Below are 15275 nucleotides of genomic sequence, written 5' to 3'. Positions count from 1 at the left end.
CCCGGCATTCGATGGGCCGACGCCCCACCCTGCGCGTCGAGAGCCGCTTCAAGATCGCGCTGCCCGTCCCCTGGTGATCGTCGTACCCTCCCTGGTTGCGCCTCGGCCTGCCGTGGCCGTGGACCCAAGACGCGAAGGAAGCAGATGTCACTTTCTCCGCCGCAGTCTCACACCCGTGTCAACTTCCAGGTCACCGGCTTCGGCGCCGCGTGCGCGTCCGGCAGTGCCGGTCAGCCGCGGTGGTTCGCCGACTCCTCCAGTCGCTCGACCAGTTCGGCAGCCATGGCCTTGATGGTTTCCAGCCCTTCGCGCCCCCACGGCTGTGGGTCCTGGTCGACCACGCAGATGGTGCCCAGCACCACGCCGGTGCTGTCTATCAGCGGTGCGCCCAGGTAGGAGTGGACGCCGATCGCGTCGACCACCGGGTTGCCGGCGAACCGGGGGAAGTCCCGGATGTCCTCCAGCACCAGCGCCCGGCGGCGCTTGACCACGTGCGGGCAGATGCCCATGTCGATGTCGCGGGGCATGACGCGGCCGGGCACCGGTTCCTCCAGCAACGGCGGCCCCACATGAGCCGTGGTGTCCTGCGCGGCGCTGTACAACCCGGCGAAGTACTGGCGGTCTGCGTCGAGGAAGAAGTTGACCCCGGCGTAGCAGCCGCCGGTGCGTTGTGCCAGCTCCCGTGCGAAGGCGTCGAGTTCGGCGTCCGGACGAGCATCGATGCCCAGCTCGCGCAGCCGCTCGGAACGGGCGCGCACCTGCGGGTCCTCCGGGGGGAGGAGCAGATGGCGCAGGGCGATCCCGGACTCAGGCCCGGACGGTGGGTTGGTCTGTGTCGCTGCCATGGGAACTCCTTGTCGTGATCAGATGCTGAACCAGATCGAGCAGCACGCGGATGCCCGACTTCTGGACGCGGGCGTCGCACAGCACCACCGGCACCTCCTGCCTGAGGTCGAGCGCGGTCCGCACCTCCTCCCCGCGGTAGCGGTGAGCCCCGTCGAACTCGTTCACGGCGACGACGAAGGGGATGCCGCGCCGCTCGAAGAAGTCCACCGCCGCGAAGGAGTGCTCCAGCCTGCGGGTGTCGGCGAGAACCACCGCCCCGAGCGCTCCCTCGGAGAGTTCGTCCCACATGAACCAGAAGCGCTCCTGCCCGGGCGTGCCGAACAGGTACAGGACGTGGGACGGACTGAGCGTGATCCGGCCGAAGTCCAAGGCCACCGTGGTGGTGGCCTTGTTCTCCACTCCGTCCAGTCGGTCCGTGGCCGCGCTGACGGCAGTCAGCATCTCCTCGGTGCTCAGCGGCTCGATCTCGCTGAGCGCGTTGACGAAGGTGGTCTTTCCCACGCCGAACCCGCCGGCGATCAGCACCTTGACGCCCACCGGCAGGACGTCGGCGGGCAGCGGGTCACAGTCGTTTGAGGAGGCCATCGCGTATCGCTTCCAGGAGGTCTCGATCAGGTCGTGCGGAGTGGCCCGTGGGCGCCGGGCGGGTATCACCTGCGACCACCGCGCCTCCCTCGGCCAGATCGGACAGCAGTACCTTGACCACGGCGGCGGGCACCTGCATCCGGGCCGCGACCTCGGCAACGCTCACGGGCTGTTCGCACAGCGCCAGCACCTGCGCGTGCTCCAGGCCGAAAGCGCCCTGCGTCTGGGCGCCGGTGGCCCGCACCGTGGTCACCAGTGTGAAGTGGGACGTGGCCCTGGTCCGGCCGTCGCTCACCGTGTAGGGACGGACCAGCCGCCCGGCCGCTTCGTCGAGCTGCGGTCCGTCTGGGAGGACCGGCGTCATCGGTCACCCCACCGGGTGTCGGGGCGGTGTGGCCAGGTGCGGACGCACGCTCTTCACCATCATGCCCATCTCGTAGCCCAGTACCGCCGCGTCCGCATCGCGTCCGGCCAGCACCGCCAGCACCGCGCCGTGCCCGGCAGACGAGACGAACAGCAGCGAGGTGCTGAGCTCCGTCACGATCTGTCGCACGTCACCGCCGTCGTCGAAGTGCCGGCCCGCGCTGCGCGCCAACGAGTACAGCCCACTCGCGAGCGCGGCCAACTGGTCCGCGGCGTCCTTGTCGAGCCCCTCCGCTGCCTTCACCAGCCCGTCCGAGGACAGCAACAACGCGCTTCGGGTGTGCGGCACCCGGTTCACCAGACCCGTCAACAGCCAGGAAAGGTCTTCGCTCGCCACGATCGTGTACTCCTATTCGGCAGAAGGAAACGTTTCGCTGTACGGACCGTGGGCCTTCAGGGCGACTGCGGCCATCAGGGCGTCTCCGCTTCCTCGGCCCTGCGTAGTCCGGTCTGGAATGCGGCCATGAGGCCGGGGTCGTGTTCGATGTCCTCGGCAGCACCGGCGCCGCCAACCGGTTGCGGCACTTCGGCGGCGTGGTCCTGACGGCGGCGCTGAGGCAACCGCGGGCGGTCGTCCTCGCCGTCGGAGGGGGCCGGGGCGGGCCCGGGTGCGGAATCTGACACGCTCGGATCCGCGACGACGGTCGTCTCCGTCGCCGGGAGGTCCACCGCCTCGGTCTCCGTCCGGTCGTGCGGCTCCGCCTCGGGGGCCGGGACGGTGTGGGGCGCCGGCGCGGAAGCTGCCGGCTGCGGACCGAGCAGTGCCTCGGGCAGCACCATGACGGCCTGTGTGCCGCCGTAGACGTTGCTCTGCAACTGCACGGCGATGTCGTGTCGCTGAGCCAGGACGGAGACCACGTACAGGCCGATCCGGCCGTCTTGCAGCAGTTCGCCCAGCGCAACCTTGTCGGGTGCGCTCAAGACGGTGTTCATCTGACCGCGCTCGGCCGGGGACATGCCCAGGCCCCGGTCCTCGACCTCGATCGCCACCCCCGCGGCGACGGGCTCCACCCGTACGTGCACGGTGGTCTGGGGCGGGGAGAAGACCGTCGCGTTCTCCAGCAGCTCGGCCAGCAGATGGACGACGTCGACCACGGCGTGGCCGCTGACCGATCCCTCGACGGGCGGGACCAGCTTGACCCGGGCGTACTGGTCGATCTCGGCGACGGCGGAACGCAGTATGTCGATCAGGCTGACGGGGCGGGTCCACTGGCGGTGGGTATTCGCGCCGCCGAGCACGGCCAGGTTCTCGGCGTAGCGGCGGATCCGGGTGGACAGGTGGTCCACCCGGAACAGCCCCTTGAGCAGGTCGGGGTCCTCAACCTCGTTCTCCAGGTCGTCCAGCAGGCCGATCTCGCGGTGCACCAGGGACTCCAGACGGCGCGCCAGGTTGGCGAACACCTCGAACTGCTCCAGCCGGGAGTGGTGTTCCGTGCCGACCGCGGAGGCGGCGGTCTCCAGCAGGGCTGCCTCCGCCTCGTGCCGGGCCACGGCGATCTCGAATCCGAGGCGGGAGAGTTCGTCCGGGCCGGTCTGCGGCGGGAGTTCCGGCCGGCCCCGCACAGGGCGCTCCCCGGCCCGCAGCCGACGGCACAGCGACTCCAGTTCGGCTCTGCCCTCGGCTGTGGCACGGGTCAACTCGGTCAGCTCGGCACGGTTTCGGTCGGCTGCGCGGGACAGCTCCTCCCAGTGCTCGGTGACTGCTCGTGCTTCCGCCGAAGCCCGCATGCCCGCGATCGCGGCCGCCATGGTCCCGATGAGCACAACGCCGCCGAACACAGCGCCCTGGTACGCCTGGTCCAGGTGGCCACCGCCGACCAGCGCGGTGGCCACCGCACCAGTCACGGCGACCACGCTCGGCGGCAGCACGGACGACAGCACCAGACGCCGTCTCAAGGACCCGGCCGGCGACTCGGCCGTCACACGGGGCCTCACGGGCGACGCCGGCCGGTCGTCCGGCGGCATGGAAGGATCAGGCATAACAGTCCCCGGACAGTACGATGATCAGGCCGAGCGCGCACGTTATCGCGCACCAGGACCCCGGTGTCAGCCCCTGGCGCGGACAGAAATCGAACCGTTGTACTTTGAACGTTTTACGAAGCGCCCGTTCGACGCCTACGGGATGAAAGCCTCAGAGCAGGGCAGGGACGAGAGTCGCATATAGGGCCTGACCTGCATAAACGCCCTCTGAAAGAGCGTTTTGTCCCGGCATTCGTGTTTGATGGCCATTCAGGAGCCGGTTAATCTGGGGTTGTTGTGACGTCGGTGCCAGCTGAACGGAGCCCGGCGTGGTGGTCCTGGCGGCTGCCGACCCCTTGGCCTCCCGCTCGTGTCTGCGTCTTGCCGATCTGGCCGACCGAAGTCTTCCCCACGGAACTCCCGCCGACCAGATCGCCGGACTACGCTCGCTCGGCATGGTCACCCGGGACGGCCAGGACCAGCCGCAGGCGGTCCAACGCGGGCTCGTGGCCCAAGCCCCGCCCACCGCCATGAACCTGGCGCAGATCTTCAAACTGATCGAAGTGGGCAGCGCCGTCTTCTTCCTCCCCGCCTCGGTGGCGCGTCGCTACTCGCGGCTGGGGGTGGCCTACCGGCCCGTCAGCGATCTTCCGACAGCCACGTTGGCCGTGGCCTGGCCCCAGGAGTCGCACTCGCCGGCCGTCGCGGCCTTCGTCCGGGTGGCCACCGCCGTCGCCGCAGCCGCTCAGACCGAAGCGGGAACACCGCAGGGTCATGACCGGGTGACTTCGGCATAGCACGACTGTGCGGTGCTCCCGCGCGGTGGCCGCAGGCCCCTCGCCGGTTACTGCGCGCCTGCGGCCGTGTGCTCCTGGACGACGGCCCGAGTGAGGGTCGTCGCCGTGTGTACGACGCTCGCGATCGCATCCTCGGGGTCCAGCCCGTACAGGTCGGTCAGGTTGAAGAGTGCTTCGGCGCTGACGACGATCGCGAGGTCGCGGTTGAGCTGCTCCATCGCGGCAGTGCCCGCGCCGAGGGTGTCGACCAGTGGGGCGAGCGCGTGTTCGATCAGGCCGAAGCGCAGGCCGGGGCGGGCGGCGGCCTCGGCGGGCCGGGTGACGGTCGCAGCGATCATGGCACGGACCACGCCCTGCCGGGTCAGGACGTGGCGCAGCAGGAACTCGGCCGCCACGGCGACGCGTTGCACCGGATCGTCGCAGCCGGCGACCGGGGCGAGTGCCTCCGCGGGATTGGGCAACTGCCCGGCGATCGCCTCGCGCAGCAGGCTGGCCAGGTCCGGGAAGTAGCGGTAGGCCGTCGCCTCGGAGACCAGGGCTGCCTTGGCGATCTCGGGCATGGTCACCTCGCGGCCGCTGCGGCTGAGTTCTGCTGCGGCCTGCACGATCGCGTTGCGGGTGCGCAGCTTCTGGTTGGCGCGGCTGGTCGTGTTGGGTGATGTCATCGGTCCACCTTTCGTGCTGCGGCCAGTGTAGCGAGGAGACTCCAATGATGAGAGTATGCTCGCACCATCCCGGGAAGGAGCCGACCATGACCGACGTCTCGATCGTCGCCCCCGAAAGCGGCGAGGTCATAGCGCTGGGCCCGGCCCGGATGCGCATCCTCGAGGACGGCGCCACCACCGCGCACCGCCTCGGGATCGGCGAGATCACGCTCGCCCCGCACAGTCCGGGCCCGCCCCAACACCGGCACGCCCAGCACGACGAGGGCTTCTACGTCGTCTCCGGCACCGCCCGGTTCACAGTCGGGACGACCGATCACGACGCGCCGGCCGGCACCCTGGTGATGGTCCCGCCCGGCGTCCCGCACACCTTCGCCAATCCCGGCGACCAGCCGCTCGTCATGGTCAACACCTTCACCCCGGACCTGTACGTGCAGTACTTCCGCGACCTGCGCGACATGCTTGCCGACGGCGGAGAGCTAACCCCGCAGGCCACAGCCGAGGTGATGAGCCGCTACGCCACCACCCCCGTCACCGACTCGGACTGAGTGGCGGTTCGGACAGGGCCCGGACCTGAACCCGAGCGGCCTGTCGCGGTTCGGCCGGCAAGCAGGCAGCGACTCGCGCGGCGTTCACGACGGCCCGAAAAGCGCTGGTGAGGATTGCAAGGGCTGCGACGAGAGCCCCGCATCCACGCAGCAGACGGACAGGGCGAGCGTGCTGTCTCGGCGACTGGTGGCGGCGTGTATGTCTTCTGCCGAGATGGCCTCCCGGCATCGGAGATTACGCGCGGGCCCTGGGCGGGCCTCGAGACCGGTGCGCATGGTTGGGCTTGCAGTGGGTCGCAGCATGCCGGGGCCTTACGGCGGCTCCGGCACCTACAGGGGAGCAGGCGGAGATCAGGCTTCGTCGGGCTTCACGACGGTGTCGACGAAGTTGCTGATGGCGCCGAGCGTGGCCCCCATCTGCTCGATGTGCGGGAAGTGGCCGGCGTCGCCGATGGGCGCGAAGTGGCCGCTCGGGAGCGCGGCGGCCCAGTCGCGGCCGTACCCGGTAGGGGCGATGCCATCCTGTTCGCCCCAGACGACCAGTGCCGGCACGGTGATGCGGTGCAGGCGACGGCGCAGTTTCGGGTCGTGCGTGAATGCCTCGCCCGCGTACGTCGCCAGAGCCTTCTGGTTGGCGGCCATACCGGCCCGCTGCTCGTCGGTGAAAGAGGAGAAGTCGGGGCGGAAAGCCTCGTTGGCGAAAGACAGCTTGCTGATCTCCCCGGGCGCCATCCTGCGTACATCGAGCACCTGCTCCGCCCCCTTCGCCCGGATGCCCACCGCGTTGAGCATGACCAGGGCGCCGATCCGGCCGCAGGTGTCGCGCAGCGCCATCTCGGCGGCGATCCAGCCGCCGATGGAGTTGCCCATCACCATGACGCCGTTCAGGCCGAGTTCGTCGAGGAGGTCCAGGTATGCCTCGGCGAGGTCGGCGATGGTGTCGAACCCCTCCGGCCGCGCCGTGCCGTCGAAGCCGGGGTGAGTGGGGACGAGGCCGTGGACGTGCTCGGACAGCGCGGTGGCGATGCCGGCCATCGTCCGAGGCCCGGCGCCCCCGTGCAGGTACAGCACGGCGCTGCCTTCGGTGTTGTCGCCGAACTCCTGAATGGCGATGGACATCCCCGTCGCGATGGTGACGGTGCACGTGGCGCTGGTGGAAGTCGGGGTGCTCAAAGGGAGCTCCTTCATAGCGAAGAGGTAAGAGTTGACTCTCATAAAAATAGACCGCCCTCACCGTACATGCAAGTGCACTCTCATTGAGAGGGTGAACTCGCATTCAGTCAGCAGTCGATGGCCGGTGTGGGGTTGCAGGGCTGATGCGTGGAACCCGCCCTGGCTTGGCCTCGGCGCCCCTTGCGATGGGCAAGTACGTGGCAGTGATCGGCGCTTGAAGGGGGTTGGCGGCGGTCTGTTACCGTGATTGACGGACGTACGAAACTCACGGTCCGGTAGGTAGTCCGGATGGCGATCACTCGCTCGTACGGTGCCCGTTCGGGCACGTCCGGTGCGTCCCTTTTCGTTTCATGATCGAGAAGGGACACGACTGTGTCGGATCTGCATGTCATCATCGCCCAGGGCGGCCTGGGCGGCCTGGCTCTCGCCCAGGGGCTCCAGCAGGCGGGGATCAGCGTCGCCGTCCACGAGAAGGACCCCGGCCCCGACTTCCGCAACCAGGGCTATCGCGTCCGCATCAATCCAGACGGCATCACCGCACTCAAGGCGCTGCTGGCGCCGCAGGCGTTCGAGGTGTTCGCCGCCACCGCGGGGACACCTGGGGCGCGGATGGACTCCTTCGACCACCGGCTGAGCTTGCTGCACGCGCAGGAGCTGCCGGTGGTGGAGGACCTGCCGGGCGGCGGGCACCTGGCGGTCAACCGCAGGACTCTGCGTCAGATCCTGCTGGCCGGAGTGGAGAAGTCCGTGCACTACGGCTCTGCGCTGACCCGCTACGAGACCCATCGCTCGGACACGGTGACCGCGTTCTTCGCGGACGGGACCAGCGCCACCGGGGACGTCCTGATCGGTGCCGACGGGGTCAACTCTGCAACCCGAAGGCAGCGTCTGCCCGAGGCCCAGGTCGTCGGCGCGGGACTGCGGCTGCTGTACGGCAAGGTCCCGCTCACCGGCGATGCCGCCCGGGAGCTGGTCCCCTCCGAGCTGTTGGGCCTGTGGACCACCGTGATCGGCCCGCAGTGGCGCTTCCTCGGGCTCGCGCCGGTGCAGTACCGCGAGCCGCAGCACGAGGTGACCGCAAGGCTGGCTCCCGAGATCAAGCTCAGCAACGACAGCGACTACCTCGCCTGCGTCTTCGGTGCCCGCCGCGAGCAACTACCGTGTGCCGACGATCAGTTGTTCGCCATGAACGGCGCCGAGCTCCAGGCGATGACCCTGTCGCTGCTGGAGGGCTGGCACCCCAGGCTGGCCGAGATCGTCTCCCACCAGGACCCGGCCTCGATCTTCCCGGTATCAGTCCGCACCAGCGTGCCCGTCACCGCATGGGAGACGAACGCGGTCACACTCCTCGGCGACGCCATCCACGCCATGAGCCCCGCCATCGGCGTGGGCGCGAACACCGCGCTGCGCGACGCCCGCGTTCTCACCTCCAGCCTCGTGGAAGCCGCTGCCGGTCGACCGCTCACCGACGCCCTGCGGGCCTACGAGGACGAGATGCGCGACTACGGCTTCGACGCCGTCCGCGAATCGGCGGAGCGCGGTCACCGCCTGGTCGGCCAGGACCGGCTGCCAGAACCGCAGTTGCCGCCGACGGGCAACGCCCACCAGCAGAACTGAACGGCCCACCCAGGCCCAGCCCCAGCCGGTGCCGGGCTCCCTCGGGCTGCCGTCGGCCCCTTCCGGCCTGACAGCAGCCCGCACATCGCCGGGACCGCACCACTCGCCCACCGCGGGCGATACCAGGCCCCCTGCCGCACCGGCCTCCCACACGCAGCGTCGCCGGTTGAGATGCGGGTCGGTTCCCGGCAGTCCCGCATGTCCCAGCGCTTGAACTGGAGAACTCATGCCCGCTCTCCGTGTCGCCATCGTCGGCGCCGGCCTTGCCGGTCTCACCCTGGCACGCCGACTGCATCACAACGGCCCGAATGTCACGGTCTTCGAACGCGACCCCGACTTGATCACCCGAAACCCCGGCTACGGACTGCACATCAACTCCACGGGAACCACGGCGATCAGGGAAGTCCTGGACCCCCGCACGCACGAACTGTTCCTCGCCACGGCCGGCATCCCGCGCCAGGACGCGCTCCTCTTCGACGAGCAACTCGCTCCTGGCCCCGTCCGTGAGCTCACCGCCTCCCGCGGCACCGGAAACCCGAATGCCGACGCCCCCGAACACCTGGTGGTCGACCGCTCGACCCTGCGCAGGATCCTGTACACCGGCCTGGAGGAGACAGTCCGCTTCGGTGCACGAGTCGCCGGATACCAAAGCCATCCCGACGCCATCGTCACCGTCCACCTAATCGACGGCCGTACCGCGGAAGCCGACGTGCTGGTCGGCGCCGACGGCATCAACTCCGCCATGCGCGCACAACGCCTACCGGACCACAGCACCGTCGATCTGGAGGCCCGACACATAGCGGCGAAGATCCCGCTCACCGAGGAGACCAGGAGCCGCATTCCCCCGCAGCTCTACTCCACCTTCACACTGGTCAACGGCCCACACCACGACATCGTCAGCTTCGCGCCCCTGGAACGCAGCAACCCGCACACCCCCCTGGTCCGCGAGCGCGACCCTGCGTTCCGGGACGAGGTCGGCAACGACTTCGCGTTGGGCATCTTCAGCGCCAGGGCTACCCGGATGCCTGACGACACCCAGCTGTACACGTCCTCCCCCGCGGATCTGAAGCCCTACGCCCTGCAGCGGGTGGCGTCCTGGCATCCCGACCTGATCACACTCGTCCGCCTGTGGGACGTCGACACCGTGCAACCGCTGACCCTGCGCAGCCACGTCCCCGCAACGGCATGGGAGCCGACGCACGTGACGGTCGTAGGCGACGCGGTCCACGCCATGAGCCCAGCTCTGGGACTGGGTGCCAACACCGCGCTGCGCGACGCCCAGGTGCTGGGGGCCGACTGTCAATCGGCCTTGTCTAGACCACTGCCCGCTGACGATCCCAAACGCCGTTGTGTATCGCTGATGTGACGTTTCGTCACCTCGCGCCCTGTCGAAGCGCGTCGCGACGGCTCTCTGTCCTGAGCTTGCAGATCAGCCGCTCGACATCGTGGGGTGGGCGTACCGCTGCCCTTACCGAAAGCCTCATCCGCCCAGCTCAGACAACATGTTGATACTCATGGAGGAGGCCGCCTGGGCGATCGCATCGTCGCATGTCGAGGGGGCCGTCTTGTCCGGGTCGGTGACCACGGACAGCTCGACTCTCCCCAACCACTGAATCTGCGCAGCACCCGACCAACCTGCACAACCCTGCGCTTGCCGAATACCTCATCCAGGCTGGTCAGGCCGCATGGGTGTACTCGTGGAGGGTACCGCCAAGTCGCGTGCGTCTGCGTATGTCAAGGCGCCCGATCGTGCCCGGATCCTCGATCGGAGCGGGTAGCGGATAGAGGGGGCGGGCGTTCGCTATGTCCTGGTGCGGCCTGTGCTCGTTGTAGAAGGACTCGAACTCGCGCAGGGCGTGTAGCAGGTGGCGCTGGTCCCAGATCAGCGTGCGGTCCAGCAGTTCCCGTCGACAGGTCTACACCCACCTCTCCGTGATGGAGTTCATCCCCGGCATCCGAACGCCGCTGAGCACCACCTCGATGGCCGCGCCCTTGAGGACTGCGTCGAACAAGGCGGGGAACTTCCCGTCCCTGTCCCGGATCATGAACCTTGCCCGACAGCCCGCGTCCTCCCGGTCCATGACGAGGTTCTTCGCGGCCTGGACCACCCAGGATGCGGAGGGGTGAGCAGTGGCGCCCAGGATGCGGATCCGGCGGTTGGCGTGCTCGATGGCGGCAAACACGTACAGCTGCACCCCGGTCAGGGTGACCGTCTCGAAGAAGTCACAGGCCAACAGGGCATTGGCTGGGGAGCGCAGGAAGTCGCCCCAGGTACTGGAGCTCCGTTCGGGCGCCGGGTCGATCCCGGTCTCCCTCAGGATCTCCCAGACGGTGGAGGCGGCCACCTTCACCCCCAGCACGAGCACCTCACCGTGCACTCTCCTGTAGCCCCGACTGGGATTTTCGCGTGCCAGGCGCAGCACCAGGGCTCTGATCAAGTGCACGGTGCGCCGTCGTCCCGGGCGCTTGGGTCGAGAACGGGCCGCGTGGCGGCGTGCGAGAACGTCGCGGTGCCATCGCAGCACCGTGTCCGGGCGCACCAGCAGCCGCGTCCTGCGCAGCACATGCCGTGGCAGCCGGTGCAGCAGCGCCGCCAGGAACGCCCGGTCGGTCGGGGTGAACCGCACCCTCTGCTTGCCGAGTTGGCGTTCCAGCACCGTGATCTGATGACGCAGGGCGAGGATCTCCGCGTCCTTGTCACGGGCGCTCATCGACAGTCGGCACAGCAGGCCGAATCCGTTCGTCACGCTCAGGTAGGCAAGTCGTAGCAGCACGGTCGATCATCATGCCGCGGTGATCGACAGCCACATGAGGATGCCGACGCGAGCAACCGCGGTCGACATCCCGCACACCCGCTACCACCAGGACGGATGAGTTTTCGGCAGGGGCAGGGTTAGCTTCGCATCTGTGACGACATCACCTACTCCTCAGCCCCTGATGGCATTCGGGCCCGGGAAGCCGGCCGTGTGCTTGAACCCGTTGCGGAGGTCGTTCAGGCGCTTGATCCCGTATTGCCCCTGGAGTTCGACACCGCAGGCGAAGTTGCTCGGGTGCAGGCCCTCGAAGAACCGCTTGATGAACGGGTCTCGGTCCTTCACGACGGCGCCCAGGTGTTCGGCGGTGACGATGAGGAACATTTCCACGGCGCCGTGGAAGGTCAGCACCGAGGCGAAGGAGAGCGCCTCCGGCAGGAGCGACTGCTCGATGCCCTGGCGGTGCAGCAGCCTGAGGAAGGCCAGGATCTTCATGTTCTGAGGCGAGATCGGCTTGCTGAGAGGGGCTGGCGTCCCAGAGGGATTCTGGTCTGCAGGGCCGCCTCAGCGCCTCCGGTTTCAGTCCCTGCGGGCAGGGGGCCGTAGGGCCCACTGGGCTTCCTGGCGTCACCGGCCGGGCGGGCTTGTCCGCCGGCCTCGCGCGCGGCCCCGCTGTCGCGCACGAGGTACGCCACGACGCTACAAGTTTCCCCGATCCATGGCGGCTGACGTCAAGTCCCGCTTTGGGTCTATTTGCGAACGGTGCAGGCGGTGTTCAGTATCGGCTGGCGCAGAGAGTGGGATTAGGCTGGTGTTCAGGAAGGCCCTGCCGACGCGACTACGACAGACAGGGCCGACCCGCTCGGGAGAAACCCCGTAGCCTCACGGCCCTGGCGTCCTACCGCCGGGGCCGTGCTCGTATCAAGCGCCGGTTAGGTGCCTGATCGTCAGGTCGATCACTAGCGCTGTGACCAGCGCCAGAAACTGACCGACCGGACCGAGTGAGCGACGGGATTCCCGGTCGACCGAACTGTTGTCGTGCTGGTCTGATCCGGGCATCTTCTCTGTCTCCTTACCGGGGCACCATGAGCCCCCTGAGGCCCCCATACGGCAGTGGGGTCCCCAGCGAACTCACGTTCCTGGCAAGGGGAAGAGCCGCTGTTCTCCATGCCTCGACGTTAGCAGGAGACAACAGGAACACCTTCTGCGTCACCCGCTCGATGCTGCGGTGGAGACCAAACACCAAACCAGCCCGCAAAATCGACAAGTTGCTTCGCGTCTGTGTCGTGCATCTGAGTCAGATTCGTGATCACCGGGGTGCCTCATCGCAGTGTTCCCCGATGGTGCGGGCCTCGTTGTAGGTCCGCAGGTGAAGCGTGGTGATCCTACGGCTCTCGTTCCGACGCGACCTTGGGCAGGATCACCCGTGCGTTGTTGGCTGCATCACCGGCGTGCTCTCTTCGCCGAATACCTCCCCGGCCTCGAAGCCGCGGGTTTTCTCTTCACCCACGTCGATCACCGCGACCCACTCGGCCGCCAGCGGCACATACTCCGCGATCGTCCACACCACCAGGCCTGGACCGCCGACACCCCCGACTGAGGTGACCGCGTCATCCGACACCTGCTGCGGTGTCAACGCCTGCTGCACCTCCGGCGAAACGGCTGTCGACCCCACCCTGACGGTCACCGTGGCCAAGACTGCATCGGGCTGCGACTGCCAGGACTGAGCCCACGTGAGCAGGACCTTCAGAGGCCCTGCTCACGTACAAACATTGCGTACCTCGAATACGTACCTGGTACCAGCTTCCCGCCCCGACCTCTGCCCCGCCGACATTCCCCACCTAACGGCGCCGCCGCACTGACGGCAGCGGCGCGGAGGCCCCGGCCGACGCGCAACCGGCCAAGCGGCGCCCTATCCCCGGCGGGTGCGGATCCTTTGAGGTGACGGTCGGCTTCAGGCGGTGAGGTGGAATTCCCGCTGGTAAGCAGTGGGGTAGAGCCGTTGATGCTCGCGGGCGGCGTGGAAGGGCCAGTAGGTGTCGAAGTCGCCGTTGGTGATCAGGGCACGGAGTTGGAGGACGGCTTCGGCGCCTTGGAGTCCCCAGCGGGCGCCGGTGATCTGCGATGCCAGGCCAGCAGCGTCCCGGGCGTGACCGGGAAGAACTCGCGCCAGCGACGGCGGGGTATCAGGTCGGCGAGAGCGACGAGCCAGATCCGCAGGTTCATAGCGGACCGGGCCAGCGATCTGACGGCGCAGCACCGCGTTCTCATGCCGGAGCACCAGCAACTCGACGTCCTTGGTGGTGTCACGGAGCAGCAGCACCCCGGAGAGGGACAGCAGCTGGCGGGCCACCTTGTAAAGCATCGAGATGATCACGTGGGCATGGTCCCAACCGAGAGTGCTCTACCGTCACGACCTGTGGCAATGACTTTACGAGCCCCACAGGCATGCGCCGCGCACGAGGAGGGCAGGGCGCACTACGTGGAGCAGCTCGCCATTGCCGCGCAGAGCGGCGATCAAGGCAACGACGTCTGGGTGTGAGCTGCAGGGGCGTAGTCCGGCATCGAGCCATACGCACCAGTCTCGGCAACGCCCGGCGCATACGCAGGGAGCCCCGGGCGCCACCTGTTCGAAGGCGAGCAGAATGAGAGTGGCACGCTCCTCGGCGGGTATCCCAGGACCCGGGCGCCTGGTCAGGATTTCGTAAGCCCTTCGGCGCCACCGCCGGGGGAACGGCAGCCTGAGGCCTCGGACACCGGTACGCCGTCGACAGATGCGGTGAAACAGCAGGCCAGCGGCATCTTTCAGCGAACGAGAGCGGTCGCTGCGCGGCACCCGCCAAGCACTCGTGCCCTCCGCGTGCCCGATGCGTGCCCCGACAGGTTGAGCGGGGGCACGCAGCCGGGTAGTTAGCCTTGCGGCTCCTGTGGCTTGACGTCGAGCTCGCGAAGACTTTGATCCTTGAGCTCGGTGCGGGCCTCCGTTCGGTGGCCACGGGCGATGTAGTCCCGCACGACCGCCTCGATCGCGTCCTGGGGCGAGCCGATCCCAGCCAGGACCATCACTTCCACCACGAGTTCGGCGTCGAGACTGATATTGACCTTGGCCACAGTGCCCCCTCATCGCGCGTCCCATCGCACTCTAGTGGCCCAAGGTTCCCGACAGGCCCTGTCGGACCGGCGAACGGCTACACGCCGAGCCAGACTGCCTCGTCCGGGGCGAGCAGGCCGCCCTCCACGGTGCCGCTGGCGAGCAGGAGCGTGGTGTGGTCGGGGAGCCGGTAGGGCGTGGATTCCAGGTTGACCGCGACGACGAAACCCGGCTCGCGTCGGAAGGTGAGGACTCCGGTGGGGGCGTCCAGCCACGTCAAGCTGCCGTCGCCGAGAGCGGGGTGTGCGCGGCGCAGGCGCAGGGCTGTGCGGTACAGCTCCAGCATGGACGTCTCGTCCCCGGTCTGTGCCGCCACGCTCCGCTCCCCCCAGCCCGCCGGCTGCGGCAGCCAGGGGGCGGTCGAAGCGTCCTCGGGGCTGAAGTCGAACGGGGCGCTGTGGCCGGTCCAGGGGCTCCCCCGCCGTCGCCTTCTTCTTCGGGGCCGCTCTTTTCTTCGGTATCTCGTGCACGTCGGCGTCAGCCTCGGTCTCCTCACCGCGAGACGCCCTGGCTTTCGCCACGATTCCTGCAGGGCGGCCATCAGGTCCAGCACCTGGGCCGGCTCTCCACTCGGCTCCGGCGCTGCGGGCGGTGTGCGGTGTTCCCGCTTTGCCTCGATGACCGCTTGCCGCCGGGTGGTGCACCGGCCCGGGCAGATCGGCGGTCGCCGCGGCCACGAGCCTCGTCGCGGCGGCCTCTTCCGCGCGAACCACGCGGCTACCAGCGGCGCGAGGCGTGTGCACTCGGCCTCCGCGAGGGAC

At 68.5% G+C, this 15275-nt stretch carries 16 protein-coding genes and 2 pseudogenes; 4 read left to right on the top strand and 14 right to left on the bottom strand.

Annotation, left to right across the window (positions count from 1 at the left end):
• Positions 1-230: 230 nt before the first annotated feature.
• From IPZ69_RS31720 to IPZ69_RS31700, 5 genes are all read right to left on the bottom strand, one after another.
• On the bottom strand, positions 231-845 hold the full coding sequence (locus tag IPZ69_RS31720; RefSeq protein WP_235458098.1) for a GAF domain-containing protein: 615 nt from the start codon (positions 843-845) through the stop codon (positions 231-233).
• Positions 808-1431, bottom strand: a complete 624-nt coding sequence (locus IPZ69_RS31715; protein WP_235458097.1) for a GTP-binding protein — start codon at positions 1429-1431, stop codon at positions 808-810. Before IPZ69_RS31715 ends, IPZ69_RS31720 begins: the two co-directional genes overlap by 38 nt.
• Complete coding sequence (locus IPZ69_RS31710; RefSeq protein WP_235458096.1) at positions 1409-1795, bottom strand: DUF742 domain-containing protein; 387 nt, start codon at positions 1793-1795, stop codon at positions 1409-1411. Before IPZ69_RS31710 ends, IPZ69_RS31715 begins: the two co-directional genes overlap by 23 nt.
• A gap of 3 nt (positions 1796-1798) precedes the next feature.
• Complete coding sequence (locus IPZ69_RS31705; RefSeq protein WP_106960650.1) at positions 1799-2191, bottom strand: roadblock/LC7 domain-containing protein; 393 nt, start codon at positions 2189-2191, stop codon at positions 1799-1801.
• 74 nt (positions 2192-2265) lie between these two features.
• Positions 2266-3777 carry a sensor histidine kinase gene (locus tag IPZ69_RS31700; RefSeq protein WP_235458095.1) on the bottom strand — a complete coding sequence of 504 codons (1512 nt, stop codon included), beginning with the start codon at positions 3775-3777 and terminating at the stop codon, positions 2266-2268.
• A 365-nt stretch (positions 3778-4142) separates the two neighbouring features.
• On the opposite strand from IPZ69_RS31700, the gene IPZ69_RS31695 reads away from it, so the two are divergent.
• Entirely contained in the window at positions 4143-4610 is a 468-nt protein-coding gene (locus IPZ69_RS31695; RefSeq protein ID WP_308407567.1) for a LysR substrate-binding domain-containing protein, read from the top strand.
• Positions 4611-4657: 47 nt separating this feature from the next.
• Here IPZ69_RS31695 and IPZ69_RS31690 read toward each other — a convergent pair whose 3' ends face one another.
• Entirely contained in the window at positions 4658-5275 is a 618-nt protein-coding gene (locus tag IPZ69_RS31690) for a TetR/AcrR family transcriptional regulator (protein ID WP_235458094.1), read from the bottom strand.
• Positions 5276-5361: 86 nt separating this feature from the next.
• On the opposite strand from IPZ69_RS31690, the gene IPZ69_RS31685 reads away from it, so the two are divergent.
• The gene (locus IPZ69_RS31685) at positions 5362-5820 is read left to right on the top strand and encodes a cupin domain-containing protein (protein WP_235458093.1); all 459 of its coding nucleotides are present in this window, start codon (positions 5362-5364) and stop codon (positions 5818-5820) included.
• Positions 5821-6171: 351 nt separating this feature from the next.
• Here IPZ69_RS31685 and IPZ69_RS31680 read toward each other — a convergent pair whose 3' ends face one another.
• A complete protein-coding gene (locus IPZ69_RS31680; protein ID WP_235458092.1) occupies positions 6172-6993 on the bottom strand; it encodes an alpha/beta fold hydrolase in 822 nt (273 codons plus the stop codon).
• 372 nt (positions 6994-7365) lie between these two features.
• Between IPZ69_RS31680 and IPZ69_RS31675 the strand changes: the two genes are divergently transcribed.
• Both IPZ69_RS31675 and IPZ69_RS31670 read left to right on the top strand, forming a co-directional pair.
• Positions 7366-8610, top strand: coding sequence for an FAD-dependent oxidoreductase (locus IPZ69_RS31675; protein ID WP_235458091.1), 1245 nt, complete (start codon positions 7366-7368; stop codon positions 8608-8610).
• A gap of 226 nt (positions 8611-8836) precedes the next feature.
• Positions 8837-9976, top strand: a complete 1140-nt coding sequence (locus tag IPZ69_RS31670) for an FAD-dependent oxidoreductase (RefSeq protein WP_235458090.1) — start codon at positions 8837-8839, stop codon at positions 9974-9976.
• Between the two features lie 310 nt (positions 9977-10286).
• Here the strand turns inward: IPZ69_RS31670 and IPZ69_RS31665 are convergent.
• From IPZ69_RS31665 to IPZ69_RS31630, 7 genes and pseudogenes are all read right to left on the bottom strand, one after another.
• Positions 10287-11384: pseudogene (locus IPZ69_RS31665) on the bottom strand (integrase core domain-containing protein).
• Positions 11385-11537: 153 nt separating this feature from the next.
• Positions 11538-11858, bottom strand: a complete 321-nt coding sequence (locus tag IPZ69_RS31660; RefSeq protein WP_235458089.1) for a hypothetical protein — start codon at positions 11856-11858, stop codon at positions 11538-11540.
• A gap of 577 nt (positions 11859-12435) precedes the next feature.
• Positions 12436-12796 (bottom strand): annotated as a pseudogene (locus IPZ69_RS31655) (cell division protein SepF); the annotation flags it as partial.
• Positions 12784-13059 (bottom strand): hypothetical protein, encoded by a 276-nt coding sequence (locus tag IPZ69_RS31650; RefSeq protein ID WP_235458088.1) that lies wholly within the window; start codon positions 13057-13059, stop codon positions 12784-12786. The pseudogene IPZ69_RS31655 and the gene IPZ69_RS31650, both read right to left, overlap by 13 nt.
• Before the next feature lie 258 nt (positions 13060-13317).
• A complete protein-coding gene (locus tag IPZ69_RS47955; protein ID WP_374294503.1) occupies positions 13318-13740 on the bottom strand; it encodes a hypothetical protein in 423 nt (140 codons plus the stop codon).
• A 533-nt stretch (positions 13741-14273) separates the two neighbouring features.
• A complete protein-coding gene (locus IPZ69_RS31635) occupies positions 14274-14474 on the bottom strand; it encodes a type II toxin-antitoxin system VapB family antitoxin (RefSeq protein ID WP_235458087.1) in 201 nt (66 codons plus the stop codon).
• Positions 14475-14551: 77 nt separating this feature from the next.
• A complete protein-coding gene (locus IPZ69_RS31630; RefSeq protein ID WP_235458086.1) occupies positions 14552-14830 on the bottom strand; it encodes a DUF3459 domain-containing protein in 279 nt (92 codons plus the stop codon).
• Positions 14831-15275 lie beyond the last annotated feature (445 nt).

The sequence above is a fragment of the Streptomyces olivochromogenes genome, from assembly GCF_021538895.1.
GTDB classification, from domain to species: Bacteria; Actinomycetota; Actinomycetes; order Streptomycetales; family Streptomycetaceae; genus Streptomyces; species Streptomyces olivochromogenes_A.
This window is presented reverse-complemented; position numbering and strand designations above follow the sequence as displayed.